Source organism: Streptomyces sp. NPDC046557, from assembly GCF_040645975.1.
Classification (GTDB): domain Bacteria; phylum Actinomycetota; class Actinomycetes; order Streptomycetales; family Streptomycetaceae; genus Streptomyces.
In genome coordinates this window covers 52,325-79,252 of sequence record NZ_JBEYZH010000023.1, presented here as the reverse complement: position 1 = coordinate 79,252, position 26,928 = coordinate 52,325, and the positions used below count along the sequence as shown (strand labels likewise).

The 26,928-nt window shown below is 72.1% G+C and carries 28 protein-coding genes; 13 read left to right on the top strand and 15 right to left on the bottom strand.

The window, feature by feature from the left end:
• Positions 1-47 precede the first annotated feature (47 nt).
• The 3 genes from ABZ934_RS27720 to ABZ934_RS27710 all read left to right on the top strand — a co-directional run bounded on the left by ABZ934_RS27720 (position 48) and on the right by ABZ934_RS27710 (position 1,475).
• Entirely contained in the window at positions 48-548 is a 501-nt protein-coding gene (locus tag ABZ934_RS27720) for a CinA family protein (RefSeq protein ID WP_361318312.1), read from the top strand.
• A 109-nt stretch (positions 549-657) separates the two neighbouring features.
• Positions 658-1,038: a helix-turn-helix transcriptional regulator gene (locus ABZ934_RS27715; RefSeq protein ID WP_361318283.1), complete on the top strand. Its 381-nt coding sequence runs from the start codon at positions 658-660 to the stop codon at positions 1,036-1,038.
• A 149-nt stretch (positions 1,039-1,187) separates the two neighbouring features.
• On the top strand, positions 1,188-1,475 hold the full coding sequence (locus tag ABZ934_RS27710; protein ID WP_361318310.1) for a hypothetical protein: 288 nt from the start codon (positions 1,188-1,190) through the stop codon (positions 1,473-1,475).
• Here ABZ934_RS27710 and ABZ934_RS27705 read toward each other — a convergent pair.
• The 4 genes from ABZ934_RS27705 to ABZ934_RS27690 all read right to left on the bottom strand — a co-directional run bounded on the left by ABZ934_RS27705 (position 1,423) and on the right by ABZ934_RS27690 (position 8,648).
• On the bottom strand, positions 1,423-2,187 hold the full coding sequence (locus ABZ934_RS27705; RefSeq protein ID WP_361318281.1) for an SDR family NAD(P)-dependent oxidoreductase: 765 nt from the start codon (positions 2,185-2,187) through the stop codon (positions 1,423-1,425). The two genes, ABZ934_RS27710 and ABZ934_RS27705, sit on opposite strands and share 53 nt — an antisense overlap.
• A gap of 36 nt (positions 2,188-2,223) precedes the next feature.
• Complete coding sequence (locus ABZ934_RS27700) at positions 2,224-3,027, bottom strand: DNA-formamidopyrimidine glycosylase family protein (RefSeq protein ID WP_361318279.1); 804 nt, start codon at positions 3,025-3,027, stop codon at positions 2,224-2,226.
• A 133-nt stretch (positions 3,028-3,160) separates the two neighbouring features.
• Entirely contained in the window at positions 3,161-3,850 is a 690-nt protein-coding gene (locus tag ABZ934_RS27695) for a hypothetical protein (RefSeq protein ID WP_361318277.1), read from the bottom strand.
• Between the two features lie 190 nt (positions 3,851-4,040).
• Positions 4,041-8,648, bottom strand: coding sequence for a DEAD/DEAH box helicase (locus tag ABZ934_RS27690; RefSeq protein WP_361318275.1), 4,608 nt, complete (start codon positions 8,646-8,648; stop codon positions 4,041-4,043).
• 80 nt (positions 8,649-8,728) lie between these two features.
• Between ABZ934_RS27690 and ABZ934_RS27685 the strand changes: the two genes are divergently transcribed.
• The 3 genes from ABZ934_RS27685 to ABZ934_RS27675 all read left to right on the top strand — a co-directional run bounded on the left by ABZ934_RS27685 (position 8,729) and on the right by ABZ934_RS27675 (position 10,669).
• Positions 8,729-9,568, top strand: a complete 840-nt coding sequence (locus tag ABZ934_RS27685; RefSeq protein WP_361318273.1) for an AraC family transcriptional regulator — start codon at positions 8,729-8,731, stop codon at positions 9,566-9,568.
• Between the two features lie 97 nt (positions 9,569-9,665).
• Positions 9,666-10,364 carry an AzlC family ABC transporter permease gene (locus ABZ934_RS27680; RefSeq protein WP_361318271.1) on the top strand — a complete coding sequence of 233 codons (699 nt, stop codon included), beginning with the start codon at positions 9,666-9,668 and terminating at the stop codon, positions 10,362-10,364.
• Complete coding sequence (locus ABZ934_RS27675; protein ID WP_361318269.1) at positions 10,361-10,669, top strand: AzlD domain-containing protein; 309 nt, start codon at positions 10,361-10,363, stop codon at positions 10,667-10,669. The genes ABZ934_RS27680 and ABZ934_RS27675 overlap by 4 nt, the downstream gene beginning before the upstream one ends.
• Positions 10,670-10,679: 10 nt before the next feature.
• On the opposite strand, the gene ABZ934_RS27670 is transcribed toward ABZ934_RS27675, so the two are convergent.
• The gene (locus ABZ934_RS27670) at positions 10,680-11,612 is read right to left on the bottom strand and encodes a hypothetical protein (RefSeq protein ID WP_361318267.1); all 933 of its coding nucleotides are present in this window, start codon (positions 11,610-11,612) and stop codon (positions 10,680-10,682) included.
• Positions 11,613-11,692: 80 nt separating this feature from the next.
• Here ABZ934_RS27670 and ABZ934_RS27665 point away from each other — a divergent pair, with 80 nt between their 5' ends.
• Both ABZ934_RS27665 and ABZ934_RS27660 read left to right on the top strand, forming a co-directional pair.
• A complete protein-coding gene (locus ABZ934_RS27665; RefSeq protein WP_361318265.1) occupies positions 11,693-11,887 on the top strand; it encodes a DUF3046 domain-containing protein in 195 nt (64 codons plus the stop codon).
• Between the two features lie 51 nt (positions 11,888-11,938).
• The gene (locus ABZ934_RS27660; RefSeq protein ID WP_361318263.1) at positions 11,939-13,297 is read left to right on the top strand and encodes an AI-2E family transporter; all 1,359 of its coding nucleotides are present in this window, start codon (positions 11,939-11,941) and stop codon (positions 13,295-13,297) included.
• On the opposite strand, the gene ABZ934_RS27655 is transcribed toward ABZ934_RS27660, so the two are convergent.
• Both ABZ934_RS27655 and ABZ934_RS27650 read right to left on the bottom strand, forming a co-directional pair.
• Complete coding sequence (locus tag ABZ934_RS27655) at positions 13,254-14,030, bottom strand: Clp protease N-terminal domain-containing protein (protein WP_361318261.1); 777 nt, start codon at positions 14,028-14,030, stop codon at positions 13,254-13,256. The genes ABZ934_RS27660 and ABZ934_RS27655 overlap by 44 nt on opposite strands.
• Before the next feature lie 140 nt (positions 14,031-14,170).
• Complete coding sequence (locus tag ABZ934_RS27650; RefSeq protein ID WP_361318259.1) at positions 14,171-14,596, bottom strand: hypothetical protein; 426 nt, start codon at positions 14,594-14,596, stop codon at positions 14,171-14,173.
• A 338-nt stretch (positions 14,597-14,934) separates the two neighbouring features.
• Here ABZ934_RS27650 and ABZ934_RS27645 point away from each other — a divergent pair, with 338 nt between their 5' ends.
• The 3 genes from ABZ934_RS27645 to recX all read left to right on the top strand — a co-directional run bounded on the left by ABZ934_RS27645 (position 14,935) and on the right by recX (position 17,950).
• Positions 14,935-15,804, top strand: coding sequence for a serine protease (locus ABZ934_RS27645; protein ID WP_361318257.1), 870 nt, complete (start codon positions 14,935-14,937; stop codon positions 15,802-15,804).
• A 466-nt stretch (positions 15,805-16,270) separates the two neighbouring features.
• Entirely contained in the window at positions 16,271-17,389 is a 1,119-nt protein-coding gene (recA, locus tag ABZ934_RS27640) for a recombinase RecA (RefSeq protein WP_361318255.1), read from the top strand.
• 3 nt (positions 17,390-17,392) lie between these two features.
• A complete protein-coding gene (recX, locus tag ABZ934_RS27635) occupies positions 17,393-17,950 on the top strand; it encodes a recombination regulator RecX (protein ID WP_361318253.1) in 558 nt (185 codons plus the stop codon).
• 84 nt (positions 17,951-18,034) lie between these two features.
• Here recX and ABZ934_RS27630 read toward each other — a convergent pair whose 3' ends face one another.
• The 8 genes from ABZ934_RS27630 to ABZ934_RS27595 all read right to left on the bottom strand — a co-directional run bounded on the left by ABZ934_RS27630 (position 18,035) and on the right by ABZ934_RS27595 (position 24,502).
• Positions 18,035-18,484: a rhodanese-like domain-containing protein gene (locus tag ABZ934_RS27630; protein WP_361318251.1), complete on the bottom strand. Its 450-nt coding sequence runs from the start codon at positions 18,482-18,484 to the stop codon at positions 18,035-18,037.
• Complete coding sequence (locus ABZ934_RS27625) at positions 18,481-19,065, bottom strand: cysteine dioxygenase (protein WP_361318249.1); 585 nt, start codon at positions 19,063-19,065, stop codon at positions 18,481-18,483. Before ABZ934_RS27625 ends, ABZ934_RS27630 begins: the two co-directional genes overlap by 4 nt.
• 105 nt (positions 19,066-19,170) lie before the next feature.
• Positions 19,171-19,257, bottom strand: coding sequence for a putative leader peptide (locus ABZ934_RS27620; protein ID WP_311318651.1), 87 nt, complete (start codon positions 19,255-19,257; stop codon positions 19,171-19,173).
• Between the two features lie 32 nt (positions 19,258-19,289).
• On the bottom strand, positions 19,290-20,882 hold the full coding sequence (locus ABZ934_RS27615) for an FAD-dependent monooxygenase (RefSeq protein ID WP_361318247.1): 1,593 nt from the start codon (positions 20,880-20,882) through the stop codon (positions 19,290-19,292).
• A 220-nt stretch (positions 20,883-21,102) separates the two neighbouring features.
• Positions 21,103-21,987 carry an amino acid ABC transporter permease gene (locus ABZ934_RS27610; RefSeq protein WP_361318245.1) on the bottom strand — a complete coding sequence of 295 codons (885 nt, stop codon included), beginning with the start codon at positions 21,985-21,987 and terminating at the stop codon, positions 21,103-21,105.
• Complete coding sequence (locus ABZ934_RS27605) at positions 21,984-22,658, bottom strand: amino acid ABC transporter permease (protein ID WP_361318243.1); 675 nt, start codon at positions 22,656-22,658, stop codon at positions 21,984-21,986. The genes ABZ934_RS27610 and ABZ934_RS27605 overlap by 4 nt, the downstream gene beginning before the upstream one ends.
• An 84-nt stretch (positions 22,659-22,742) precedes the next feature.
• Entirely contained in the window at positions 22,743-23,594 is an 852-nt protein-coding gene (locus ABZ934_RS27600) for a glutamate ABC transporter substrate-binding protein (RefSeq protein ID WP_361318241.1), read from the bottom strand.
• 122 nt (positions 23,595-23,716) lie between these two features.
• Positions 23,717-24,502 (bottom strand): amino acid ABC transporter ATP-binding protein, encoded by a 786-nt coding sequence (locus tag ABZ934_RS27595; RefSeq protein ID WP_361318239.1) that lies wholly within the window; start codon positions 24,500-24,502, stop codon positions 23,717-23,719.
• 282 nt (positions 24,503-24,784) lie between these two features.
• Here ABZ934_RS27595 and ABZ934_RS27590 point away from each other — a divergent pair, with 282 nt between their 5' ends.
• Both ABZ934_RS27590 and ABZ934_RS27585 read left to right on the top strand, forming a co-directional pair.
• The gene (locus ABZ934_RS27590) at positions 24,785-25,501 is read left to right on the top strand and encodes a response regulator transcription factor (protein WP_361318237.1); all 717 of its coding nucleotides are present in this window, start codon (positions 24,785-24,787) and stop codon (positions 25,499-25,501) included.
• 12 nt (positions 25,502-25,513) lie between these two features.
• Positions 25,514-26,926, top strand: coding sequence for a HAMP domain-containing sensor histidine kinase (locus tag ABZ934_RS27585; protein ID WP_361318235.1), 1,413 nt, complete (start codon positions 25,514-25,516; stop codon positions 26,924-26,926).
• The last annotated feature ends 2 nt before the right edge of the window (positions 26,927-26,928 follow it).

Sequence of the window (26,928 nt, the reverse complement as noted above, 5' to 3'; positions counted from 1 at the left end):
TTCCCGAGGCGGCCGGCGCCGCGGAACCCGCCGAGGCGGCGGCGGGGGTGGCCGGGACCGTGCTGCGGCTGCTCGCTGAGAGTCACCAGACGCTCGCCGTGGCCGAGTCCTTGACCGGTGGCCTGGTCGCCGCGGAGCTGACGGCCGTGCCGGGGGCCTCGAAATCGTTCCGCGGCTCGGTGACCGCGTACGCGACCGAGCTCAAGCACCGGGTGCTGGGCGTGGACGCCGAGCTGCTGGCGGCCGAAGGCGCGGTGAACGCGCAGGTCGCGGAGGAGATGGCGGCCGGTGTGCGCCGCGCGCTGGGGGCCTCCTGGGGGATCGCGACGACCGGGGTGGCCGGTCCCGACCCCCAGGACGGGCAGCCGGTGGGCACGGTTTTCGTCGCCGTGGCCGGTCCGGGGGGCAGGAAAACGGCCCGGCTGCGGTTGAACGGCTCGCGTACGGAAATCCGTAGGGAGAGTGCACGGACAGTGCTCGAACTCCTCTCGAGCGAACTCCGCGAGAATCTGCGGGGGCAGGATAGGGAACAGGACGGGGGGATTTGATGTTTGCAGCCCTGAGTGAACACGACATCGCTCCCCGCACGGCCGCGGCGCGAGGCGGTACGGTGGGGCGTGAAGGTTACGGCTACACGGTCAGAGGAGGGAGCCACCGATGATTCTGCTCCGTCGCCTGCTGGGTGACGTGCTGCGTCGGCAGCGCCAGCGCCAGGGCCGTACTCTGCGCGAAGTCTCCTCGTCCGCCCGAGTTTCTCTCGGCTATCTCTCCGAGGTGGAGCGGGGGCAGAAGGAGGCATCCTCCGAGCTGCTCTCCGCGATCTGCGACGCGTTGGACGTACGGATGTCCGAGCTGATGCGCGAAGTCAGTGACGAGCTGTCGCTGGCGGAGCTTGCGCAGTCGGCCGCGGCAAGCGAACCGGTGCCGGCACCGGTGCGCCCGATGCTCAATTCGGTCTCCGTGACCTCGGTCACGGGCACCACGGAACGGGTGACCATCAAGGCGCCCGTGGAAGCGGTGAATGTCGTAGCCGCGTGAAGGCGAGCGCGTGAAGCGCGTATGAGTGTGGCCGGAGCCCCGGCCGGTGCGTGAGGCACCGGACGGGGCTCTTTGCCGTTCTGGGTGCGGTGGTGGGGGCGGTGCGGGAGGATGGGCGCGTCCGGATCCCGGCCTTCCTGGAGGCGGCCGTGCGGTGGTTACTCATACCCGTTGTGCTGACGGCCGGGGTGCTGTGGTGGTGGGCCGTGCTGCGGCTCGCACTGGAACCCGCCGACGCGGGGCCCGTGGAAGGCGCGATAGCCGTCGGCGGCTGGGGGCTCGGACTGCTTCCCGTGCACTGTGTGCCCGGGCCGGTGCGCAGGCGCCCCAAGGTGACGGCCGGGGGAGCGCCGTCCGGTCGGGCGTCGATCGGTCGGGTGTGGCTCACCACGGCATCGATACCCCCCCGTTCGGGCGAAGGATCTGGCCGGTCATGAAGGACGAGGCGTCGGAGGCGAGGTAGAGCACCGCCTGGGCGATGTCCTCGGGTTCCCCGACCCGGCGCAGCGGCGACATCCGGATCATCGCCGCCTCGGTCCGCTCCCGTTCCTCCGCGCTGTGCCGGCCGGTCATGGGGGTACGGATCCACCCCGGGGCGACGGCGTTGACGCGGATGCCGTGCGGGCCGGTCTCGGTGGCGAGGGTCTTGGTCAACTGGACGACGGCGGCCTTCGCGGCGCTGTAGCAGAGCAGGCCCGGCCGGGCGGCGTCCACGGCGCCGGAGGCCATGGTGACGACCGAACCGGGGCGGCCGGCGTCGATCATGGCGCGGACGGCCTCCTGGCAGGTGCGCAGGACGCCCTTGAAGTTGATGTCCAAGACCCGGTCGAGGTCCTCGTCGGAGGTGTCCAGGACGCTGCTGGTGTGCATGATCCCGGCGATGGCGGCGGTGATGTCGAGGGGACCGGCGGCCTCGACGGCGGCCCGCAGCGCGGCGCGGTCGGTCACGTCCAGCGTGTGGGTGGTGGCCTTTCCGCCGGCTTCCGTGATCAGGCGGGCGGTCTCGCGCAGACCGGTCGCGTCGCGGTCCGCGCAGTGCACGGCCGCGCCGGCCCGGGAAAGGAGCACGGCGGTGGCGCGGCCGATCCCGCTCGCGGCGCCGGTGACGAGCGCGGTGCGGCCGGTGAGGTCGTACGGGGTTGTGGGCATGTCCGGACGGTAAGACCGCATCTGACGGAGCGTCAACTACGGGGTGGGCCCGGATTGGCAGCGCGGACACCAGTACGTGGGGCGGTCTTCCTTCACGACGCGGCGTACCGGGGTGCCGCAGCGCAGGCAGGGGCGTGGGGCCCGGCCGTAGACGAAGAGGGCCTGGCCCCGGCGTCGGCTGCCGGTGGTGTTGCGGGTCTCGCCGGCGCCGAGGTTGGCCGCGAGGAGCCGTTGGGCGGCGCCGACCAGGCGGACGGTGGTGACCTCGGGGTCGGGCAGCTCGCCGACCGGGGTCCAGGGGGTGACCTGGGCGAGGAAGCAGAGCTCGCACATGTACACGTTGCCGATGCCCGCGAGGTTGCGCTGGTCGAGCAGGGCTTCGCCGAGGGGGCGTTCGGGGGTGGCGAGCAGGTTCGCCGCGGCTTTGTCGGCGTCCCAGTCGGGGCCTAGGAGGTCGGGGCCGAGGTGGCCGACGACCTTGTCCTCGTCGGCGGTGCGCAGGAGTTCCAGGACGGGGAGACGGTAGCCGACGGCGGTGTCGGAGGCGGTGCCGAGGATGGCGCGGATCTCGTAGGCGGGGCCGCCGTGCCACTTCCGCCCGGTGGGGAAGACGTGCCAGGCGCCGTCCATGCGCAGGTGGCTGTGAAGGGTGAGGCCGCCGTCGCCGTCGATGCGGGTGAGCAGGTGTTTGCCGCGCGGGATCACGTTCAAGGTGGTGCGGCCGGTGAGATCCACGGTGGCGAGGCGGGGGACGCGCAGGTCGCTGCGGGTGATCTCGCGGCCGGCCAGGGCGGCGTGCAGCCGGGCGGCGGCGCGCCAGACGCTGTCTCCTTCGGGCATGGCTCCATTGTCGCTCCGGGCTCCGGGCTCCGGGCTCCGGGTGGCGGGACGCGTGGCCGCCGCGGGCGCGGGGGGAAGCCGAAACCCCCGCGGCGGGGTCTGCGCGCGGGGGCCTCTCGGGCAGGGTGCCGTACTACTTCCAGGTGAGGGCTTTCTTGCCCACCGTGCTGTACGGCTCGCCCCAGTACTCTCCGCCGACCACCTTGACCTGGGCCGAGGGCGCCAGGGCGATCACGCAGTTGGTCTGCGACTGGCCGTTGGTGAACCCCTTGGGCAGCGATTCGTCCTTGCACTTCTCGAACGTGCCGATGACCGACACGCCGCCCGCCTCGCTGCCGTCCGGAAGCAGGCCCTTCATGTGGCCGACCGAGGCGTACGCGAGGTCGGTGGTGCCGACGTTCTTGACCGTGTAGTGAACGTAGTAGGGGACCATCCCCTTCGCCTTGTCACCCAGCTTCAGCGAGTCCAGGTCTGCCGCCTGGCCCTGCTCGACGGAGGTGACGGTGAGGGCGATCGTGCCGCTGGTGGTGGTTCCGTAGGTGAACGGGACGGTCGCCGGCTCGCCGATCTTGAAGCTCTGGCCCGGCTTGGCCGTGCCCGCGGCCGGTGCCGCGCCGCCGGCGGCCGACGGGCTGGCGGCAGCGCTCGGACTCGCGGCGCCCGGCTGGCCGTAGCCGGACGAGGGCGAGCCGGCCGCGGGCGTGCTGGGTGCCACCGGGACCACTTCCTCGTTGCCGCTCTTGCAGCCGCTCAGCGTCAGGGTGGCGGTGACCGCCAGGCCGATGGTGCCGAGTGCGGTCCTGCGCATGGTTGTGGTGCTCACTTCTCAGGTCCCCCATGGACTGTACGTTTGACTGCGCATCGTCAATCCCGATGCCTGTGGTGATCTTAGGGGCGGGTCAATCGCCGGCCACGCCCCCGGCGGTCTTCGTGACGGGCTCAGGACATAAGCGCAACATAAGCGGAATCGTCGGTCCGGAACCGGCCGCGGGGGCGGCCCGGCCCGGCCGCCGTCACGGTCTCAGGCGCAGGCCCCGCGGGGTGGCGTGGAAGCCCGCCGCCTCCAGCGTGCGACCCGGTACGGCGGTCAGCGCGGGCGTCGCGTTGATCCGCTCGACCGTCAGGGGCGGGACCGTGCCGGCACGGCAGGCCACCGCGAGCGAGGCCACGGCCGCCTCCAGGCGCGGATCATCCGCCTCGGGCCACGCCAGCAGGGTCTTGCCGCCGCGCTCCAGATAGAGGACGAGTTCCCCGTCGACCAGCACCACCAGGGAGCCTGCCTTGCGGCCCGGCTTGTGTGTGGCACCGGCCGGTGGCTCCGGCCAGGGCAGGGCCGCGCCGTACGCGTTCGCCGGGTCGGCGGCGGCCAGCACCACGGCGGCCAGCGGGGGCGGCGTCCGCTCCGCCGCCCGCAACCGGTCCACCGCGCCGTCCATCGCGAACTGCGCCGCGCCCAGGCCCTCGACGACGTAACCCCGCCGGGCCTGCCCGCTGTCCTCGAACGCCGACAGCACCCGGTAGACGGCGCTGAAACCGCCCTCCACCCCCTCCGCGGCCACCGCGCCCCGCGTCACCACGCCGTGCCGGTCCAACAGCGTCCGGGCCAGGGCGTGCGCCCGGTGGGTCGGGTCCGGGGCGTGGCCGGGCAGCAGCGACCAGCGGCCGGAGACCGTGGGCGGCCCGGTGCGGGACACCGTCGCGCTGAGGGTGCCGTAGCGGCCGCGCGGGACGGTGCGCCGCGCGCGGTGCGCCGTGGCACCCGCGGTGCGGCCCGAACCCAGCAGGGAGCGCAGCGGGGCCAGGGTGTCGTTCGTCAGCCGCCCAGACCAGGCCAGGTCCCAGAGCGCCTCGGACAGTTGGAGGTCGGACGCCTCCGGCCACTTCGCCCGCACCGACTCCACCACCTGGCGGAAGAACAGTCCGTACCCGCCCGAGAGGGTGTCGAGGATCGCCTGGTGCAACGGCGTCGTCTCCAGCGGATGGGCCGGTGGCAGCAGCAGGGGCGCCGTCTCGGCGAGGTAGAGCGAGACCCAGCCGTCCTTGCCGGGGAGTGCTCCGGCGCCGGCCCAGATCACCTCGCCCGTCGTGGTCAGTTCGTCCAGCAGGGCGGGGGAGTACCCCGAGACGCGCGAGGGCAGGATCAGGCGTTCCAGGGCCGAGGCCGGCACCGGAGCCCCTTGCAACTGCTCGATCGCCCGGGCCAGGCCGTCGATCCCGCGCAGGGCCCCGCCCAGATGCTGCCACTGCGGCAGGAAGGTGGCCAGCGAGGCCGGGGGCACCGGCTCCAGCTCTTGGCGCAGGGCCGCGAGCGAGCGGCGGCGCAGTCTGCGCAACACCGCCGCGTCGCACCACTCCTGTCCGATCCCCGCCGGGTGGAACTCCCCTTGGACCACCCTGCCCGCCGCCGCCAGCCGGTGCAGGGCCCCTTCGGTGACCGCCGTGCCCAGGCCGAAGCGGTCGGCCACGGCCGTGGTGGTGAACGGCCCGTGGGTGCGGGCGTAGCGGGCCAGGAGGTCTCCGAGCGGGTCCTTGACCGGTTCGGTGAACGCCTCCGGGACGCCGACGGGCAGCGCGGTGCCGAGCGCGTCCCGCAACCGCCCCGCGTCCTCGATCGCCGCCCAGTGGTCGGCGCCGCCGACACGGACCCGGATCGCCCGCCGGGCGGCGGCGAGTTCAGCGGCCCACGAAGGCTGCGCGCCGCGCTCGGCCAACTCGGCCTCGGTCAGCGGGCCCAGCATGCGCAGCAGGTCCGCCACCGACTCGACGTCCTTGGCCCGGCGGTCCTCGGTCAGCCACTGGAGCTCGCGCTCCAACTCCTCCAGAACCTCGGCGTCCAACAGTTCCCGCAGTTCCGCCTGGCCGAGCAGCTCCGCCAGCAGTCGGGAGTCCAGCGACAGCGCCGCCGCCCTGCGCTCGGCCAGCGGCGAGTCCCCCTCGTAGAGGAACTGGGCGACGTAACCGAACAGCAGCGACCGCGCGAACGGGGACGGCTCGGGCGTGGTGACCTCGACCAGGCGGACCCGGCGCGCCTCGATGTCCCCCATCAGTTCCGTCAGCCCCGGCACGTCGAAGACATCCTGGAGGCATTCCCGTACGGCCTCCAGCACGATCGGGAAGGAGCCGAACTCGGACGCGACCTGGAGCAGTTGGGAGGCGCGCTGGCGCTGCTGCCACAACGGTGTGCGCTTGCCCGGGTTGCGGCGCGGCAGCAGCAGGGCGCGCGCCGCGCACTCGCGGAACCGGGAGGCGAACAGGGCCGATCCGCCGACCTGGTCGGTGACGATCTGCTGGACGTCGCCGTGGTCGAAGGCGACGTCCGCCGCGCCCAACGGGGCCTGTTCGTCATCGAACTCGAAGGACTGCGCGGGAGCCGCCGCGTTCTGATGCAGCGGATCGTGGTCGAGCAGGTCCATGGAGAGCAGGTCCGCGTCCGGAAGGCGCAGCACGATGCCGTCGTCCGCATGCATCACCTGGGCGTCCATCCCGTACCGCTCGGCGAGGCGGGCTCCGAGGGCCAGCGCCCACGGGGCGTGCACCTGAGCGCCGAACGGGGAGTGGACGACCACCCGCCAGTCGCCCAGTTCGTCGCGGAATCGCTCTACCACGATCGTCCGGTCGTCCGGCACGTGGCCGCAGGCCTCCCGCTGTTCGGCGAGGTAGGCGAGGACGTTCTCCGCGGCCCAGGCGTCGAGCCCGGCCGCGAGCAGCCGCAGCCGGGCGTCCTCGTCGGTGAGGCCGCCGAGCTCGCGCAGGAACGCGCCGACCGCCCGACCCAGTTCGAGCGGGCGGCCCAACTGGTCGCCCTTCCAGAACGGCAACCGCCCCGGCACCCCGGGCGCCGGGGAGACCAGCACGCGGTCGCGGGTGATGTCCTCGATGCGCCAGGAGCTGGTGCCCAGCGTGAACACGTCCCCCACCCGGGACTCGTACACCATCTCCTCGTCGAGCTCGCCGACCCGACCGCCGCCCTTCTTGGGGTCGGCCCCCGCGAGGAAGACGCCGAAGAGGCCGCGGTCCGGGATCGTTCCGCCCGAGGTCACCGCGAGGCGCTGGGCACCCGGCCGGCCGGTGATCGTCCCCGCCACCCGGTCCCACACGACACGGGGCCTGAGCTCGGCGAACGCGTCCGACGGATAACGGCCCGCGAGCATGTCCAGCACGGAGGTGAACGCCGACTCCGGCAGCGCCGCGAAGGGCGCCGCCCGCCGCACCAGGGCCAGCAGGTCGTCCAGTTGCCAGGTGTCCATCGCGGTCATCGCGACCAACTGCTGGGCCAGCACGTCCAGCGGGTTGGACGGGATGCGCAGGGACTCGATCGAGCCCGTGCGCATCCGCTCGGTCACCACGGCCGCCTGCACCAGGTCGCCCCGGTACTTGGGGAACACCACGCCGGTGGAGACCGCGCCGACCTGGTGGCCGGCCCGGCCGACGCGTTGGAGCCCCGAGGCCACCGAGGGAGGCGACTCCACCTGCACCACCAGGTCCACCGCGCCCATGTCGATGCCCAGCTCCAGGCTGGACGTCGCCACCACGGCCGGCAGTCGGCCGGCCTTCAGGTCCTCCTCGACCAGCGCCCGCTGCTCCTTGGACACCGAGCCGTGGTGCGCGCGGGCCAGCAGCGGCGGCGCGCCCTGCGCGGCCCCCGACTGCGCCATGATCTCCGCCGGCACGGACCCCTCGGGCAGCTTCTCGCCCATCGCCCGCTCGTACGCGATCTCGTTGAGCCGGTTGCACAGCCGCTCCGCGAGCCGCCGGGAGTTGGCGAACACGATCGTGGACCGGTGGGCCTGCACCAGATCCGCGATCCGCTCCTCCACATGCGGCCAGATGGAGGGCTTGTCCCCGCCCTCCCGCCCCTCCGTCGCGGGAGAGCCGCCCAACTCGCCCATGTCCTCGACGGGGACGACCACCGACAGGTCGAACTCCTTCGACGACGGCGGCTGGACGATCTCCACCTTGCCGCGCGGCGCGAGGTACCGGGCCACCTCGTCCACCGGCCGGACCGTCGCCGACAGGCCGATCCGGCGGGCCGGCCGGGGCAGCAGCTCGTCCAGCCGCTCCAGCGACAGCGCCAGGTGCGCGCCGCGCTTGGTGCCCGCGACGGCGTGCACCTCGTCCAGGATCACCGTCTCCACCCCGGCGAGGGCATCGCGCGCCGCCGACGTCAACATCAGGAACAGCGATTCCGGCGTGGTGATCAGGATGTCCGGCGGCCGGGTCACCAGCGCCCGGCGCTCGGCGGGCGGGGTGTCACCGGAGCGGATGCCGACGCGGATCTCCGGCTCGGGCAGGCCCAACCGGACCGACTCCTGCCGGATGCCGGTCAGCGGGCTGCGCAGATTGCGTTCCACGTCGACGGCCAGCGCTTTGAGCGGTGACACGTACAGCACCCGGCAGCGCTTCTTCGGCTCGGCCGGCGGCGGGGTGGACGCCAACTGGTCGAGGGCGGCGAGGAACGCCGCCAGGGTCTTGCCGGAGCCGGTGGGCGCCACGACCAGGACGTCCGAGCCCGCACCGATCGCCCGCCAGGCCCCCTCCTGCGCGGCGGTGGGCATCACGAAGGCCCCCGAGAACCACGAGCGGGTCGCGGGGGAGAACGAGTCGAGCGCGCTACCGGACATGCACCCATCGTGCACCCGGCCACTGACAACCGGCCGGGCCTGCGTAAACGCGCCGACGGGCCGGGGCGCAGAATGGGGGAATGGGGACGGACGACGGCCGCCGGGAGTGGGCGCGGCACTGGCAGTACCCGGAGCTGCCGGGGCTGGACCTGTTGCGCGCCCACTACGTACGCCACACCTTCCCGCGCCACGCCCACGACGGGTACGTCATCGCGGCCGTCACCGGCGGCGTCGAGGAGATCGGCCTGCCGGCCGGCACCCTGCGCGCCGGGCCGGGCAGCGTGGTCCTGATCAACCCGGAGGTGGCGCACACCGCCCGCGCCGGGGTCCCCGAGGGCTGGGCGTACGCCACCCTCTACCCGTCCCGCGCGCTGATCACCGAGGTCGCCGCCGAGATCGGCACGGTGCGCGGGACCCCCGGTTTCACCGCCGACATGGTCCCCGACCCGCACGCCTCACGGATGATCGCCGAGGTGCACCGGGCCGCCGAGGCTGGGAACGCGCTGGCCGCCGACACGCTGCTGCGGGGTGTCGTGGCGCGGATGCTGACCCGGCACGCCGGACCGCTGCCGGCCCGTACGGTACGGCGCGCGGGCGGCGCCGACGCGGAGCGGGCCAAGGCCGTACTGGAGGAACGGATCGCGGAGCCGCCGTCGCTGGAGCAGCTCGCCGCGGAGCTGGGGACGAGCCCGTTCGCCCTGCTGCGGGCCTTCAGGGAGCGGTACGGGATGCCGCCGCACACCTGGCTGACCGACGCCCGGGTGCGCCGGGCCCGCCGGTTGCTGGACGCGGGCACTCCGCCGGCGGAGGCGGCCGTCACCGTCGGCTTCACCGACCAGCCGCACCTGAACCGCCACTTCACCCGGATCGTCGGGGTCCCGCCGGGCGCCTACCGGCGGGAGCGCAGGCGCAGCGGCTGAGGCCGGGCGAGCCCACCGGAGCGCACCGGGCGCGCAAGAACGTACAAGACCGCTCCCCGGACCCCCGCATAGCGTCAGGGGCGTGGGAGAAGATCAGATGGTGATGCAAGAGACCCCCCAGGGGGTCGTCGAGCGGCCGCGCGCCGCCGTCGTACGGGACGCCCTCGGCGTCGGGGTGGCCGTCGGCCTGTCGGGATTCGCGTTCGGGGTGACCGCCGCCGGATCCGGTGTGAGCGTGCTCCAGGCGTGCGCGCTGAGCCTGCTCGTCTTCACCGGCGCCTCGCAGTTCGCGCTCGTCGGCGCCCTCGCCGCGGGCGGCAACCCGTTCACCGCCGCCGCCGGTGCCTTCTTCCTCGGGACCCGCAACGCCTTCTACGGGCTGCGGTTGTCCCAGCTGCTCGCCCTTCCCAAGCCCGTCCGGCCGCTCGCCGCGCACTGGGTCATCGACGAGACGACCGCCGTCGCCCTCGCCCAGCCCGGCCGCAAGTCGGCGCGGCTCGGGTTCACCGTGACCGGGCTGACCCTGTACGTCCTGTGGAACGTCACCACCCTGCTCGGCGCGCTCGGCGCCGAGGCCATCGGCGACACCACCGTATGGGGCCTGGACGCGGCCGGACCCGCCGTCTTCCTCGCCCTGCTCGCCCCGATGCTGAAGAGCTCCACCGAACGGGCCGTCGCCGGCCTCGCGCTGGTCCTGGGGCTCGGCCTGTTGCCCGTACTGCCCTCCGGGGTGCCCGTGCTGATCGCGGCGCTGGCCGCCCCCGCCGTGCTGTGGATGAAGGGACGCCGCTCGTGAACGTCTGGATCGCCATCGGGCTGACCGTCATCGGCTGCTACGCCGTCAAGCTCGCCGGGCTGCTCGTGCCCGCCGGGGCGCTGGAGCGGCCGGGCGTGCGCACGCTGTCCGCGCTGCTGCCCGTCGCCCTGCTCGCCGCCCTCACCGCCCAGCAGACGTTCAGCACCGGCCACGAGCTGGTGCTCGACGCCCGCGCCGCCGGACTGGCCGCCGCCGCCGTGGCACTGCTGCTGCGCGCCCCGTTCCTCGTCGTGGTCGGCGCGGCGGTCCTGGTCACGGCCGGGCTGCGCGCCCTGGGCGGTTAGCCGTTGGGGGTCAGGTCAGCGGGCGGCCGTAGGCGCGGAGGGTGAGGAGCGCCTCCAAGGTGGCGATCGGGCGCCGCTCCAGGGAGCTGCCCGGCGCCCAGGCGTCGTGGCGGAGCACCGGCCAGCCCCCGTCCGGCTGCTGCCGGGCGGTGAGGAAGTCCAGGGACCGGCTCATCTCCGCGTCGGTGAACCAGCCGCGCGCCCACGACTCGGGGCGGCCCGCCACGTCGTACGGGAACAGTCGCCCGCCCGGTGCGTACCCGCGCACCGTCGGGTACTCGGCCCGGCGCGCCGGATCCAGCACCACCAGGGGCCGCTCGCGCACCAGCCGACCCAGCCGGTCCGCGGCCGCCGCCGCCCGGCTCCGGTCGGGGACGCCGTCGAGGAACGCCACCGCGCCCCGCACCTCGCCCGGGTGCCAGTGGCGCAGCGTCTCGACCCGGTCCCAGCAGAAGTCGGTGGCCCGGAACAGCCACGCGTGCCAGACCCGGTTGCGGTGCAGCGCGCCGACGACCGGGCCGGTGGTCTCCAGCGTGCCCGACGGATCGTCCCGCACCGGGTCGTAGGGGAGCGTCGGATGCTCGGCCGGGGCGGCGGACACCACCGGGAGGGCGCCGTCGGGGGTGGAGACCGCCGTCAGGTGCGCGCAGAGGCGCTCCACCCGCCGGCCTCCGCAGCGGCCGAGGGCGTCCAGCACCCGCAGGGCGTACGCGGCGTGCAGCGGCCGGCTCAGCGGTCCGCGCAGTTCGGGGTCGAGCGCGTGCCCGTAGCCTCCGTCGGCACCCAGGTACGCGCCGAGGGCGCGGTCCACGGCGTCGGCGTCGCCGCCGAGGAAGTGGAACGCGAACCGGCGCTGTTCCAGCACCCGCGCGGTGAGCCAGATGAACCGCTCGGCGCGGGCGAGCGGGGTCGGCGCGGCCGACGCGGCTTCGTCTCCAGGCATGCGGGAACCGTAGGGCGCCGGACGCGGGGCCGGGGGTGCGAACGCGGCCGGTGCACTCTCAGGGGCGCGATACTGGTGGCATGCGGTTGACGGTTTTCTGGGAGCGGATGGCCGAGCACTTCGGGGCGGCCTACGCGGACTCCTTCGCGCGGGACCACGTCATGACGGAGCTCGGCGGACGTACCGTGTACCAGGCGCTGGAAGCGGGCTGGGAGGCCAAGGACGTCTGGCGTGCGGTGTGTTCGGCGATGGACGTGCCCGCCTCGCGGCGCTGACCGACTGCCCGGCCCGTCCGGTCCGGTGCGGGGTGGGTCAGACTGGGGTGCGTGGCAGCGACTGAAGAGACGACCCCCCTCCCGACCGAGCACGCCGAACAGACCGAGCACGCCGGAGAGCCCGAGCACGCCGAACAGACCGAGCACGCGGCTGCCCCGCCGCCCCGGACCCCCGAGCCGTCGGCGCGGGCCACCGGCGCGACCGCGGCGGCGGAGCCCGTGGCCCGGATGCCGCGCTGGCTGCCCCGCGCGGTGATCCTCGTACTGGCTCTCGTTGCCTGCTTCCAGCTCGGCAGCTGGGCCTTCCACCAGCTCATCGGTCTACTCGTCAACGTCCTGATCGCCTTCTTCCTCGCGCTCGCCGTCGAACCCGCCGTGTCCCGGATGGCGGCCCGCGGCATGCGCCGCGGACTCGCGACCTTCCTGGTGTTCCTCGGGGTGTTCGTCGTCGCCGCCGGATTCGTGGCGCTGCTCGGCTCGATGCTCGCCGGGCAGATCGTCGACATGGTGGAGGGCTTCCCGCGCTACCTCGACTCCGTGATCAGAACGGTCAACGCGACGTTCCACACGGATCTGTCGCGGCTGGAGATCCAGGACAGCCTGCTGCACTCGGACTGGCTGCAGAAGTACGTGCGCAACAGCGCGAGCGGAGTGCTCGACGTGTCCGCCACCGTGCTCGGCGGCCTGTTCAAGCTGCTGACCATCGGGCTGTTCTCGTTCTACTTCGCCGCCGACGGCCCGCGGCTGCGGCGCGCGCTGTGCTCCGTGCTGCCGCCCGCCAAGCAGTCGGAGGTGCTGCGCGCCTGGGAGATCGCCGTCGCGAAGACGGGCGGTTACCTCTACTCGCGCGGGCTGATGGCCCTGATCTCGGGCGTCGCCCACTACGTGGTGTTCGCCGTCCTCGACGTGCCGTACGCGCCCGCGCTGGCGGTGTGGGTGGGGCTGGTGTCGCAGTTCGTCCCCACCATCGGCACCTACCTGGCGGGCGCGCTGCCCATGCTGATCGCCTTCACGGTCGACCCGTGGTACGCGCTGTACGTGCTCGGATTCGTGGTGATCTACCAGCAGTTCGAGAACTACGTGCTCCAGCCCAAGCTGACCGCGAAGACGGTGGACATCCATCCGGCGGTCGCCTTCGGCTCGGTCATCGCGGGCACCGCCCTGCTGGGAGCGGTCGGGGCGCTCATCGCGATCCCGGCCGTCGCCACGCTCCAGGCGTTCCTCGGCGCGTACGTGAAGCGCTACGAGCTGACGGAGGGCGTCGACGGGGACGACGGCGGGGGCCGGGGGGCCGACGCGGGTTCCGCCACCTCTCCCGCGTCGGGTGCTCCGGCCTCCACCTCTGCGGCCTCCACCTCTCCTGCGGCTACTTCTCCCGCCCTTCGACGATGGCTGCCAGGGCGTCGGTGACGCTCGTCTCGACCGTGCTCTTCTCCAGACCGAGGCCGCTGAGCACGCCCTGTCCGTTTTCGAGTTCGAGCAGGGCGAGCAGGATGTGCTCGGTGCCGACGTAGGGGTGACCGAGGCGCAGGGCCTCGCGGAAGGTCAGCTCCAGGGCCTTCTTCGCGCCGGCGTCGAAGGGGATCAGCGCCGGTAGCTCCTCCGGCGCGACGCGCTCCGGCAGGACCGCGGTGACGGCGGCGCGGACGGCTTCGTCGGTCACGTGGTGGCCGTTCATGACGAGTCCGGCCAGCCCCTCGGGCTCCGCCAGCAGGCCGAGCACCAGGTGCTCGGTGCGGATCTCGGTGCTCCCGGTGGCGCGGGCCTCGTTCTGTGAGGCCACGACCACGCCGCGGGCGCGGGGGGTGAAGCGGGCGAAGCCCTGGGCCGCGTCGAACTCGCCGCCGTCGCCCTTCTCGCCCTTGTCCGCCTTGTCCGCCTTGGGGACGAAGCGTTTCTGGGCGGCCTGCCGGGTGACGCCCATGCTGCGGCCGATGTCGGTCCAGGAGGCGCCGGAGCGGCGGGCCTGGTCGACGAAGTGGCCGATGAGGTGGTCCGCCACGTCGCCGAGGTGCTCGGCGGCGACGACTGCGCCACTGAGCTGCTCCAGGGTGTCGGGGTGGACCTTCTTGATCGCCTCGATCAGGTCGTCGAGGCGTACCGGACTGGTCATGCGAACGGGTTCCACGGGAGGGTTCGTCATGATGCAACCGTAGGTTGACAGTCGAAGGGGTGTCAACCCTAGGTTGTCAGTCGAAGGTGGTCCCGCGGCCTTCGCCGGGAAACGGGCGGTGGCCGGACCCCGCCCGAGTAGGCAGGATCCGGCCACCGAGGGGTGCGAGGTCAGGCGACCGGCTGGGACTGGCTCGTCAGCAGTCCGATGACCTGGTCCATCTCGTTGCGCCACATGCGGTGCACGTTCATGCGGGTCGGGCGCTCCTGGCCGGGGAGCTGGAAGCGGAACGAGCTCCAGAGGGTGTTCCGCTTGACTTCGGTGACCGCGCCCACGGCCTGGGCCGGCGGTATGGCGAAGACGATCTCCTGCGGCCGGTTGCTCATCCGGCTCGCCTTGTGGAGGACCACGGCCTGCTCGGTCACGGTGACGAAGTAGTAGGTGAGGAACATCTGGCCGATCAGGCCGAGCATGCTCATCAGCCAGACGCTGGGGCCGGCGATGGCCTGGATCGTGACGATGGGCCGGTCGGCCGGGTTGATCTGTGCGATGGCCTCGGCCACCTGCTGCTGGATCGTGGCCTTCTTGATGGCCATGGTTCCTCCAAAGCGGAATGAGCGCCCTCGGTCGTCGGGGGCATCGCAGAGTACCGATGGGCCGGCGGGAGTTCGGGGCCGGGGCGGCGTGCGGACCCATGGGGACGGGTATGCCGCTCACGACCCCGTTCGTGACCGGATGGGCTTGTTGGGGCAGTTGGGGATGACGCGGGGGATGGTCAAGGGGGCGGTTTCGGCCGGCGGGGGGTCAACTTCCCCGGTGATAGCGGGTTTCCTCAACGCACCATGCCCTCTTGTGGGTTGGGCTCGACCTCCCAACAATGCGCATGACAACCGGAGGATCTTCGGTTGCATCGTCACCAGAGGGGAACCCCCACATGAACAAGCCTCTCGCCGGCGCCCTGCTCTCCGTGCTCCTGATCGGAGCGGGAGCGGCCCCGGCCGTGGCCTCCGCGCCCCGGGACGCGGCCCCGCAGGCACCGGCCTCCGCGCGGGACAAGGCGGCGCCGGCCGTCACCGTCAACTACGCGGGAACGGTCGCGCTCAGCAACTGCTCCGGGTCCGTCGTGCGCGCCCCCGGCTCGCAGCCGAACGACCCCGCGCTCGTCCTGTCCAACGGGCACTGCCTGGAGACGGGCTTCCCCGGGCCGGGCGAGGTCATCAAGGACCAGCCGTCCAGCCGTTCGTTCTCCCTTCTGGGCGCGAGCGGCAGCAAGGTGGCGACGCTGCGGGCGAGCAAGGTCGCGTACGCGACGATGACCGACACCGACATCTCGATCTACCAGTTGACCTCGACGTACGCGCAGATCCAGAGCAAGTACGGCATCAGCGCGCTGACCCTCAACGACGCCCACCCGGTACAGGGGACGGCGATCAAGGTCGTCTCGGGCTACTGGAAGCGCACCTACAGCTGCAACGTCGACGGGTTCGCCTACCTCCTCAAGGAAGGTTCCTGGACCTGGAAGGACTCGGTCCGCTACACCCCGTCGTGCAACACCATCGGCGGTACGTCGGGCTCGCCGGTGATCGACACAACGACCGGCAAGGTCGTCGCCGTGAACAACACGGGCAACGAGAACGGTGAGCGCTGCACGGAGAACAACCCGTGCGAGGTGGACCAGAACGGCGTGGTCACGGTCCGCGAGGGCATCAACTACGCCCAGGAGACCTACATCATCGTCCCGTGCATAGGCGCCGGCAACAAGATCGACCTGACCCGCCCCGGCTGCACCCTGCCCAAGCCGTAACCCCGACCCCCGCGCCGCCCCCACCGCCCCGCGTCGGGGGTGGCGCGCCACCGGCACCTCCCCGGAGGTGCCGTTCCCATGCCCGCCCCCACCCCCGCCCGGCCGCGCCCGGCATGACCGTCCTGGCCGCGCGCGCGACGGAGCGGTCCCCCGGTGTGGGGTGGGGCACCTCGCCGAGAGCACGCTGTGTGCGGTGGACGGGCCCGGCGCCATGGCCGGCTGGGGCCGTTTGCTCCGCTCCGGTGTCGCCCGCGGCGGTTTCACGGCGGGCCTGGGCTGACGCCGGCCGGGCCGGCGCCGCGCGGCGGCGATCCGGGCATCCGGGGGCGCTCGGCGTGGCCGGCTTGACAGGAAAATCGAACACGCATTCTCATGGGTTATCCACAGCCGAACCGGGCGTGGGAGCGCATTGTCAGTGGCAGGCGTTAGCGTCAATGGCGTGAAGCGATCGACTCAAGCAAACCGGGTGGAACCCATGGCAGGCACCGACCGCGAGAAGGCTCTCGACGCCGCGCTCGCACAGATTGAACGGCAATTCGGCAAGGGTGCGGTCATGCGCCTCGGCGACAAGCCGAACGACCCCATCGAGGTCATCCCCACCGGATCGACCGCGTTGGACATCGCGCTCGGCGTCGGCGGGCTGCCCCGCGGCCGTGTGATCGAGGTGTACGGACCGGAGTCCTCCGGCAAGACGACCCTGACCCTCCACGCCGTGGCCAACGCACAGAAGGCCGGCGGCACCGTCGCCTTCGTGGACGCCGAACACGCGCTCGACCCGGAGTACGCGAAGGCGCTCGGCGTCGACACCGACAACCTCATCCTGTCGCAGCCGGACACCGGCGAGCAGGCGCTGGAGATCGTGGACATGCTGGTCCGCTCCGGCGCTCTCGACCTGATCGTCATCGACTCCGTCGCGGCGCTCGTGCCCCGCGCCGAGATCGAGGGCGAGATGGGCGACTCGCACGTGGGTCTCCAGGCCCGTCTGATGAGCCAGGCGCTCCGCAAGATCACCGGTGCGCTCAACCAGTCGAAGACCACCGCGATCTTCATCAACCAGCTCCGCGAGAAGATCGGTGTGATGTTCGGCTCGCCCGAGACCACCACCGGTGGCCGCGCGCTGAAGTTCTACGCCTCCGTGCGTCTGGACATCCGTCGTATCGAGACCCTCAAGGACGGCACCGACGCGGTCGGCAACCGTACCCGCGTCAAGGTTGTCAAGAACAAGGTCGCGCCGCCCTTCAAGCAGGCCGAGTTCGACATCCTCTACGGCCATGGCATCAGCCGCGAGGGCGGCCTGATCGACATGGGCGTGGAACACGGCTTCGTCCGCAAGGCCGGTGCCTGGTACACGTACGAGGGCGACCAGCTCGGTCAGGGCAAGGAGAACGCCCGCAACTTCCTCAAGGACAACCCGGATCTCGCCAACGAGATCGAGCGGAAGATCAAGGAGAAGCTGGGCGTGGGCGTGCGCAAGGACGCCGGCGCCGCGGAGGCCGGTGCGGAGGCTTCCGCCGACGCCACCGCCGTGCCCGCCCCCGCGTCGAAGGCCAAGACGACGGCCAAGGCCGCCGTGGCCAAGAGCTGACCCGTGCGGGAGCGGGAAAGGAGCGGCGGGGAGAGCGGCCGGGAAGGCCGTCAGGAGCTGCCGCCCCAGAGCCCCGAGGAGCAGGCGCGGGCGATCTGCTTGCGCCTGCTCACCGGGATGCCGCGGACCCGGCGTCAGCTCGCGGACGCCCTGGAGAAGCGGGGCATCCCCGAGGAGGTGTCGCAGGAGGTCCTCTCCCGGTACGAGGAGGTGGGCCTGATCGACGACGCCGCCTTCGCCGGAGCCTGGGTCGAGTCCCGCCACCGCGGCCGCGGCCTGGCCCGCCGGGCGCTCGCCCAGGAACTGCGCACCAAGGGGGTCCACGCCACCCTCGTCCAGGAAGCCCTGGAACAACTCGACTCCACGCAGGAGGAGCAGACGGCCCGGGAGCTCGTGGAGCGCAAGCTCCGGGCGACCCGGGGCCTGGAGCGGGACAAGCGGATCCGGCGTCTCGCCGGGATGCTGGCGCGCAAGGGGTACCCGGAGGGCATGGCCCTGCGGGTGGTCCGCCGCGCGCTGGAATCCGAGGGCGAGGACGGGGAGGAATACCCCGGGGACTGAACCCCCGGGACTGAGCCTCGGGCACCGGGCGCGCCGGAGTCCGTGCCGGCGGGGCTCCGGGACCCGCGCCGGCGCACTCCGAGGTCACGCCCGCGTGACAGCCTCCGGCGGGGCGACCTTCTCCGGCGGCCTGACAGCCTCCGGTGGCGCGACGGGCAGGCCGGCGGATTTCCACGCCTGGAAGCCGCCCGTCAGATCGGTCGCGCGGTGCAGACCCAGCGCGTGCAGGGAGGCCGCGGCCAAGGTCGAGGCGTAGCCCTCGTTGCAGATCACCACCACCCGCAGGTCGTGCCCGGTGGCTTCGGGGAGGCGGTGGGAGCCCTGGGGATCCAGCCGCCACTCCAGCTCGTTGCGCTCCACGACCACGGCCCCCGGGATCAGTCCGTCCCGCTCGCGCAGCGCCTGGTAGCGGATGTCGACCAGGAGGGCCCCTTCCTCCCGCCTCGCGGCCTGGGCCTCCCGCGGCGAGACGCGCGCGTACGTCGTACGGAGCCGGTCGATCAGGGCGTCGATGCCCTGCGCCGCGCCGCTCACTGCCAGTCCGCCGGACGCTCGACGTGCTCCAGCCTGAGCACCGGGCCGGTGCGGCTGTAGCGGCGGATCAGCGGGAGCGGCGGGTAGTACGCGTGCACCGAGACGGCGTGTTCGGTCCGCGACTCGTTGAGCACCTCGTGTACGTGGTGCTCCCCGAAACCGCGCCCCTCGCCCGCCGGGACGCCCCGGCCCCGGTCCACGTCCGGCGCCAGCTCCAGACTCCGCCAGCCCTCCGAGGGCAGCCGCACGGCCAGGGAACGCTCGGTGAGTTTCCCGCGGGCGGTCGCGAACGCGCCCCGCGATTCCGCGTGGTCGTGCCAGCCGGTGCCGGTACCCGGCGGCCAGCCGATCAACCAGGCTTCGCTGCCCCGGGGACCGTCCAGCCGGATCCACGTACGCCCTTCCGGGTCCAGGGGGAGCGAGGCGACGAGTTCGGGGTCGGCCGCGGTGCGGAGCACGAAGGCGAGCAGTTCCGCCGTCGTCGGTGCGGCGGAGGCGGCAAGGGTGGTGGCGGGGGTGGCAGGAGTAGGGGTGGTGGCGGCCGGGGTGGCCGGCGCGGGCGCGTGTGTGGGCGCAGACATGGGGATGGACCGTCCTGGGAGTTCGCGGGTGCGCGCCGCCGGTCCCGGAAGGACACGGGACCACAGGACCCCGGGGTCACGGGGCGCGCGGAAGGAAAGGGCGAATCAGCAGGAAGGGCGACACACGCAGCCCGCGTAGCGGAGCAGGTCCATATGGACCCTCCGCCACAGGCGCACGTCGTTGCCGGTCATGACCGCGAGTGAAGCACGAGAAGTCAAGGGGGTCAATCGATCACACCCGTGGGAGTGGTGGACGTCTCCTCCAGCGGGGTCGCGACTCCGCCCGCCGGGGCTCGGGGACCGCAGCGGACGGCGTCGGCCGCCTCGTACAGTTCCGCGGGCCGGACTCCGGCGAAGGTCGCCGCCAGATGGCCGTCGGGCCGGACGAGCAGCACGGTGTGCGCCGGGGCGCCGGGGTAGCCGTCGGCCACCAGGAGTTCCGCCCGGACGGGCAGGGCGCTGACGGCCGCCGCGAGCCGGGGCATCAGCCCGGCGCCCAGCCAATGCCGCCGGTCCCACACCCCGGTGCCCGGCGCGACCAGGAGCACCAGCAGCCGGCCCCGCCCCAGCAGGTCCCGCAGCGGCACCGTCGACCCGTCGGGCGCGGTCACCGGTACGTTCGCCACCGGGCCGCCGGGTTCGGTGGCGGTCGGCACCTCCCGTACGGCCACGGGCGGGGCGTACGTCGGCTCCCCGCCCAACGCGCCCCGGCCGAGGTGGCCGTCGGTGAGCAGGCTTTCGGCGGAACGCGCCGCCCCGGGAAGGTAGGTGCGCAGTCCGCCCCCGCCGCGCAGGGCGGGCAGCGCCTGGTCGGCGACCCGCAGCCGGGCCGCCACCGCCCTGCGCCGCTCGTCCTCGTAGCTGTCCAGCAGCGCCTCGGAGGCTCCCTGGTGCCAGTCCAGCGCGAGCTTCCAGGCGAGGTTCTCGGCGTCCCGCAGCCCCTCCTCGACCCCCTGCGTGCCGAGCGCGCCCAGCAGGTGCGCGGCGTCCCCGGCGAGGAAGGCCCGGCCGTCGCGCCAGCGCCGGGCGAGGCGGTGGTGCAGGGTGTGCACGCCGGTGTCGATCAGGTCGTACGGGGGAGTGGTGCCCCCGCACCACGCCGCCAGGGTGTCCCGGATCAGGGTGACGAGAGCGTCGGGGGTGACGAGCCCCCCGCGCGGCGGAAGCAGCCAGTCCAGCCGCCACACCCCGTCGGGCAGCGGCCGGGCGGTGACCTCGCCCGTCGCACCGCGGTGCAGCAAAGCCTCGCCGGGCCAAGGCAGTTCGGTGCGCAGGGCGGCCACGGCGTGCCGCTCGACGGCGGTCCGGCCGGGAAAGCGGACCCCGAGCAGCTTGCGTACGGTCGAGCGGGCTCCGTCGCAGCCCACCAGGTGGCTGCCGCGCCACCAGGTGGTCTCGGCGCCCCGGGTGTGGGCGGTGACCCCGCGGCCGTCCTGCTCCAAGGCGTCCAGCCGGGTGTCGGTGACCAGCCGGACCAGTGGCTCGGCGACGGCCGCGTCCCGCAGGCCGCGCGTCAGGGCGTGCTGCGGCAGGTGCAGCGGCGCCGGGTGCTCCTCGAAGGTGATCCGCTGCGAGTCCCGGCCCCGCCGCATCGTGCGCCAGGCCGCGTAGTACGCCCCCTCGTCGCGCAGCGTCGTACATCCGAGCCGGTGCGCCATGGACGCGGTGTCGGAGTGCAGGACAACGGAACGGGCCGGTCGGGGCTCGTCCTTGCCGGGCCCTTCGTCCAGTACGACGGAGGGCACGCCTTGGCCGGCCAGGGCGAGGGACAGCGACAGCCCGACGGGCCCCCCGCCGACGACGATCACCGGGTCCATGGTGCGGCTCCCGATGTCCGGTATGTGATCACACAACGTATGCAACCGACTGGAGGTGCCTGCGTCAAGTGACACCGGTCCGGACAGCGCTGTGTGGTGCGGCGGAGGATTCCGCCACACCACACAGGCTACGCACTACGACTGACTTCGCATCAGCGGACTTACCGTCAGGGCTCGGACGGTTCGCGGATCGCTCACCGCCGCCGCCGGCGGCGGGGGATCACCCCACGCCGTTGTTCCCGGTGGCCAGGTCGCCGGCCTCCGCCACGCCCACGACCGCGCCGGTGCTCTTCTTCGACTGCCGCAGCCGGCGCTCCAGCCAGGAGGCGGACGCGGCGAGGGCGTAGTTCACCGCCACGAACACCGCCGCGATCACGATCAGACTGGGGATGGTGTTGCTGTAGTTCGCGGAGATCTGCCGGTTCATCGACAGCAGCTCGCCGTAGCCCAGGACGGCGCCCCCGAGCGCGGTGTCCTTGAGGATCACCACGAGCTGGCTCACCAGGGCCGGCAGCATCGCCGTGACGGCCTGCGGGAGCAGGACGTACGTCATGGCCTGGCCCTTGCGCATGCCGATCGCCTTGGCGGCGTCGGTCTGCCCGCGCGGCAGCGACTGGATGCCGGCCCGGACGATCTCGGCGATGACCGAGGCGTTGTAGAGGACCAGGCCCGTGACCACCGCGTACAGCGGCCGGATCCCGGACTCGACGTTGGAGAACTTCACGTACAGGGCGAAGCCGAACAGCATCAGCATCAGGACCGGGATGGCCCGGAAGAACTCCACGACCGTGCCGACCGGTATGCGTACCCAGCGGTGGTCGGAGAGCCGGCCGATGCCGAGCAGCGCGCCCAGCGGAAGCGCGATCACCATGGCGATCACGCCGGCCTTCAGCGTCTCCAGCAGACCGGGGATCAGGAACGTCGTCCAGACCTCCCCGTCGGTGACGAACGGGCTCCACTTCTCGCCGTCGAGCTGGTGCTTGTCCGCCATGAGTCCCAGCGCCCACCACAGGGCCAGACCCAGCAGCACGACGAAGACGGCGGAGTAGATCCGGTTGCGGACCTTGGCCTTCGGGCCGGGGGTGTCGTACAGCACGGAGGTCATCGCTTCACCGCCATTCGCTTGGCCACCCAGCCCAGCAGCAAGCCGGTGGGCAGGGTCAGTACGACGAAGCCGAAGGCGAACACCGCGAAGACCGCGAAGAGCGCGTCCGCCTCGTTCTCGATCATTTCCTTCATCAGCAGGGCCGCTTCGGCCACGCCGATGGCCGCCGCCACGGTGGTGTTCTTGGTGAGGGCGATCAGTACGTTGGTGAGCGGCGCGACGACCGCACGGAAGGACTGGGGGAGCACGATCAGGGTGAGCACTTGGAAGAAGCTCAGGCCCAGCGCGCGGGCCGCCTCCGCCTGGCCCACGGGCACGGTGTTGATGCCGGAGCGCAGCGCCTCGCAGACGAAGGTGCCGGTGTAGGCGGTCAGACCCAGGACGGCCAGCCGGAAGCCGGTCTCCTTGAAGGTCTCGCCGCCGAGCGTGATGCCCAGGGTCTGGCTGAGCCCCAGCGAGCAGGCGATGATGAGCACGGTCAGCGGGGTGTTGCGCACCACGTTGACGTACACGGCGGCGAAGCCGCGCATCAGCGGGACCGGGCTGACCCGTATCCCGACCAGGACGGTGCCCCATATGAGGGAACCGACCGCCGAGTAGAGGGTGAGCTGAACCGTCACCCAAAAGGCTCCGAGCAGGTCGTACTGCCCGGAATCAAGAAAGTCGAACACGTTGCCCTGCGCTCTCCCCAGAGATGGCCGGTGGGGCGCGCCGCCGCCCGCGGCAGGCGGGCGGCGACGTTCCTCACCGGGGAATCAGCTGCCTTCGGTGATCTGCGGGGCAGGCTCGTTCTTGTAGTCGGCCGGCCCGAAGTTCTTCTTCACGGCCGCCTCCCAGGCACCGTCCGCGACCATCTTCTTGAGGGCGGCGTTGACCTTGGTCTGGAGGTCCTTGTCGCCCTTCTTGAGGCCGATGCCGTAGTTCTCGTTGCTCAGGTTCAGCCCGACCAGCTTGAACTTGCCCTTGTTCTTCTCCTGCGCGGCGTAACCGGCCAGGATCGAGTTGTCCGTGGTCAGCGCGTCCACGGCTTTGTTCTCCAGGCCGGTGAGGCACTCGGAGTAGCCCGGGAACTCCTGGAGGTCGGCCTCGGGCGCCAGCTTGGTCTTGACGTTCTGCGCCGAGGTGGAGCCGGTGACGGAGCAGAGCTTCTTCTTGTTGAGGTCCTCGGCCTTGGTGATCGAGGTGTCGTCGGCGCGGACCAGCAGGTCCTGGTGGGCCAGGAGGTACGGACCGGCGAAGTCGACCTTCTGCTTGCGCTTGTCGTTGATCGAGTAGCTCGCGACGACCAGCTTGACGTCGCCGTTGGCGATCAAGTTCTCGCGCTCGGAGCTGACGGCCTGCTTGAACTCGATCTGGTTCGGCTCGTAGCCGAGTTCCTTGGCCACGTACGTCGCGACGTCGACGTCGAAACCGGTGAACTTGCCGTCCGGGGTCTTGAGACCCACACCCGGCTGGTCGAACTTGATGCCGATGACGATCTTGCCCTTGGAGTCACCGGACGCACCGCCGCCACCGGAGGACTTGTCGCTGCTGCCGCCACAGGCGGTCGCGGTCAGGGCGAGAGCGACGGCCGCGGCGACGGCCGCACCAGCCTTGTAAACCTTCATCGTGAACTTCCCTCGGATGAGACGTGGTTGAACGCCGGGCGGGACATGATCCGTGACGTGATCTGCCGACGCGTCCGGTCGTTGCGGTGTTCTGACACCGGATCACTACCAGAGCGGGACCGTCAGTGGTGCAGGATCTTCGACAGGAAGTCCTTGGCGCGGTCGCTGCGCGGGTTGGCGAAGAACTGCTCCGGGGTGGCCTCTTCGACGATCTTCCCGTCGGCCATGAAGACGACCCGGTTGGCAGCGGAGCGGGCGAAGCCCATCTCGTGCGTGACGACGACCATCGTCATCCCCTCCCGGGCGAGCTGCTGCATGACCTCCAGCACCTCGTTGATCATCTCCGGGTCGAGGGCCGAAGTGGGCTCGTCGAACAGCATCACCTTCGGGTCCATCGCCAGCGCCCGGGCGATCGCCACGCGCTGCTGCTGACCACCGGAGAGCTGCGCCGGGTACTTGTCCGCCTGCGAGCCGACCCCCACCCGGTCGAGCAGCGACTTCGCCTTCTCCAGCGCCGCCGCCTTGTCCGCCTTGCGGACCTTGAGCTGTCCCAGCATCACGTTCTGCAGCACCGTCTTGTGCGCGAACAGGTTGAAGGACTGGAAGACCATGCCGACATCGGCCCGCAGCCGAGCCAGTTCCCTGCCCTCGGAAGGCAGTTCCTTGCCGTCGACCGTGATGGTCCCCGAATCGATCGTCTCCAGCCGGTTGATGGTCCGGCACAGCGTGGACTTGCCCGATCCCGAGGGACCGATCACCACGACGACCTCACCGCGGGCAATGCTCAGATCGATGTTCTGAAGCACGTGCAGCGCGCCGAAGTGCTTGTTGACGTTGCTCAGTACGACCAGGCCGTCCGCGGCCCCCGCCGCGTCCTGCACGTCCTTGGTCACTGATACTCCGCTCATCGGCTTCTTGCTCCGTCCTCCGTCGGTTGGGAGGACAGTAGTGACGTGATGCTCACACCGTCATCACATCTGAGGGAGAATTGAGCATAACGATCCGGCCTCGCCCGGATACGCTCCGTGGGCGACCGCGGTCCGCGCTCTCCGTACGCGTACCGGGTGCATAACGGAAGACTCGCGAGACCGGAACCCTCTTGACGTGGCAGTCTGCATCGGCGTGGATGCAGGGTGGCCACGCCGTGCGCCATGGACCGATCGAGGAAACCGATCGAGGAAGGGGACCCCGTGAGACTTCTGCTCGTCGAGGACGACGACCACGTCGCCGCCGCACTGTCCGCGATCCTCGCCCGGCACGGCTTCCAGGTCACCCACGCCCGCAGCGGCGAGGAGGCCCTCCACGCCCTGCTCCCGCCCGGCGCGCCGGCCGCCGCCTCTCCCTACGGGGTGATCCTGCTCGACCTCGGCCTGCCCGACCAGGACGGCTACGAGGTCTGCGGCAAGATCCGCAAGCGCACCGCCACACCCGTCATCATGGTGACCGCGCGCGGCGACGTGCGCTCCCGCATCCACGGCCTGAACATGGGCGCCGACGACTACGTCGTCAAGCCCTACGACACCGGCGAACTCCTCGCCCGCATCCACGCCGTCGCCCGCCGCACGGGAGCCTCCGAGGAGGCCGCCGCCACCGGGAACGGCGCCCCGTCCGTGGTCCGGCTCGGCCCCGTGGCCATCGAACTGCCCACCCGCCGCGTCACCGTGGACGGCGCCGACGTCCCCCTCACCCGCAAGGAGTTCGACCTGCTCGCACTGCTCGCCCAGCGCCCCGGCGTCGTCTTCCGACGCGAGCAGATCATCAGCGAGGTGTGGCGCACCAGTTGGGAGGGCACCGGGCGGACCCTCGAAGTCCATGTGGCCTCGTTGCGCTCCAAGCTGCGTATGCCCGCCCTCATCGAAACCGTCCGCGGGGTGGGCTACCGGCTCGTCGCCCCGGCCGCCCCCTAGCAAGGTCCCGTCGTGCGCGCCCGGCTGCTTCCCCTGCTCATCGTCCTCATGGCGGGCGTCCTGCTCGCGCTCGGCTTCCCGCTCGCCGTCAGTCTCGCCGCCGGCCAGCAGCAGCGCGTGGTCGTCGACCGGATCGACGACAGTGCCCGCTTCGCCGCCCTCGCCCAGTTCGTCATCGACGCCGAGGGCTCCGCCTCACCCGGCGTCGAACAGCGCCGCGAGACCCTCCAACTGGAACTGGCCCGCTACCAGGCGCTGTACGGAATCCGCGTCGGCATCTTCAACCGCGACGACAACGCCATGGCCCGCGCCCCCGGTTGGTGGCAGCTCCCGGAGTCCGGCGAGGGCCGCACGGCCTTCGAGGAGGCCCTCGCCGGACGCCGCAGCCACGACCCGGGCCAGGTGTGGCCCTGGCAGACCCAGGGGAAACTGCTCGTCGCCTCCCCGGTCGTCCTCGACGGGGACGTCGTGGCCGTCGTCGCCACCGAGTCGCCCACCGACCAGCTGCGCGCCCGCATCCTGCAAGGCTGGCTGCTGATCGCGGGTGGCCTCGCCGCCGCCATGCTCCTCGCCTTCGGGGCCGCCCTGCGGCTCACCAGCTGGGTCCTCAAACCCGTCCGCACCCTCGACGCCGCCGCCCACGGCATCGCCACCGGGCGGATGAACTCCCGGGTCGCGGCCGCCGGCGGTCCACCGGAACTCCAACGCCTGGCCCACTCGTTCAACGAGATGGCCGACAACGTGGAAGACGTACTGGAGCAGCAGCGGGCGTTCGTCGCCGACGCCTCCCACCAACTGCGCAACCCGCTCGCCGCGCTGCTCCTGCGGATCGAGCTGCTCGCCCTCGAACTGCCCGAGGGCAACGAGGAGATCGCCTCCGTACGTACCGAGGGCAAGCGCCTGACCCAGGTCCTGGACGACCTGCTGGACCTCGCGCTGGCCGAGCACGCCACCGCCGAGATCAGCCTGACCGATGTCGGGGCGCTCGCATCGGAACGGGTCGCCGCCTGGCGGCCGTACGCCGAGGAGAAGGGTGTACTGCTGACCGAGACCGCTCCGGCCGCCGTCACCGGGTGGGCCGATCCCATCGCGCTGTCCAGTGCGCTGGACGCCGTCATCGACAACGCCCTCAAATTCACCCCCGAGGGGGAGGAGGTCGAGGTCTCGGTCACCGCGCGGGGCAACTCCGTCCAGGTCGTCGTCGCCGACCGGGGACCGGGTCTGACCGAGGAGGAACTCCAGCGCGTCGGCGACCGCTTCTGGCGCAGCGGACGCCACCAGAACGTCAAGGGCTCCGGCCTCGGGCTGTCCATCTCCCGGGCGCTGCTCGCCTCGGGCGGCGGGTCCCTTTCGTACGAGACGAACCCGCCCCACGGACTGCGGGTGACGGTCACGGTCCCGCGCACAGCCCCGCACGCCTCCTGACC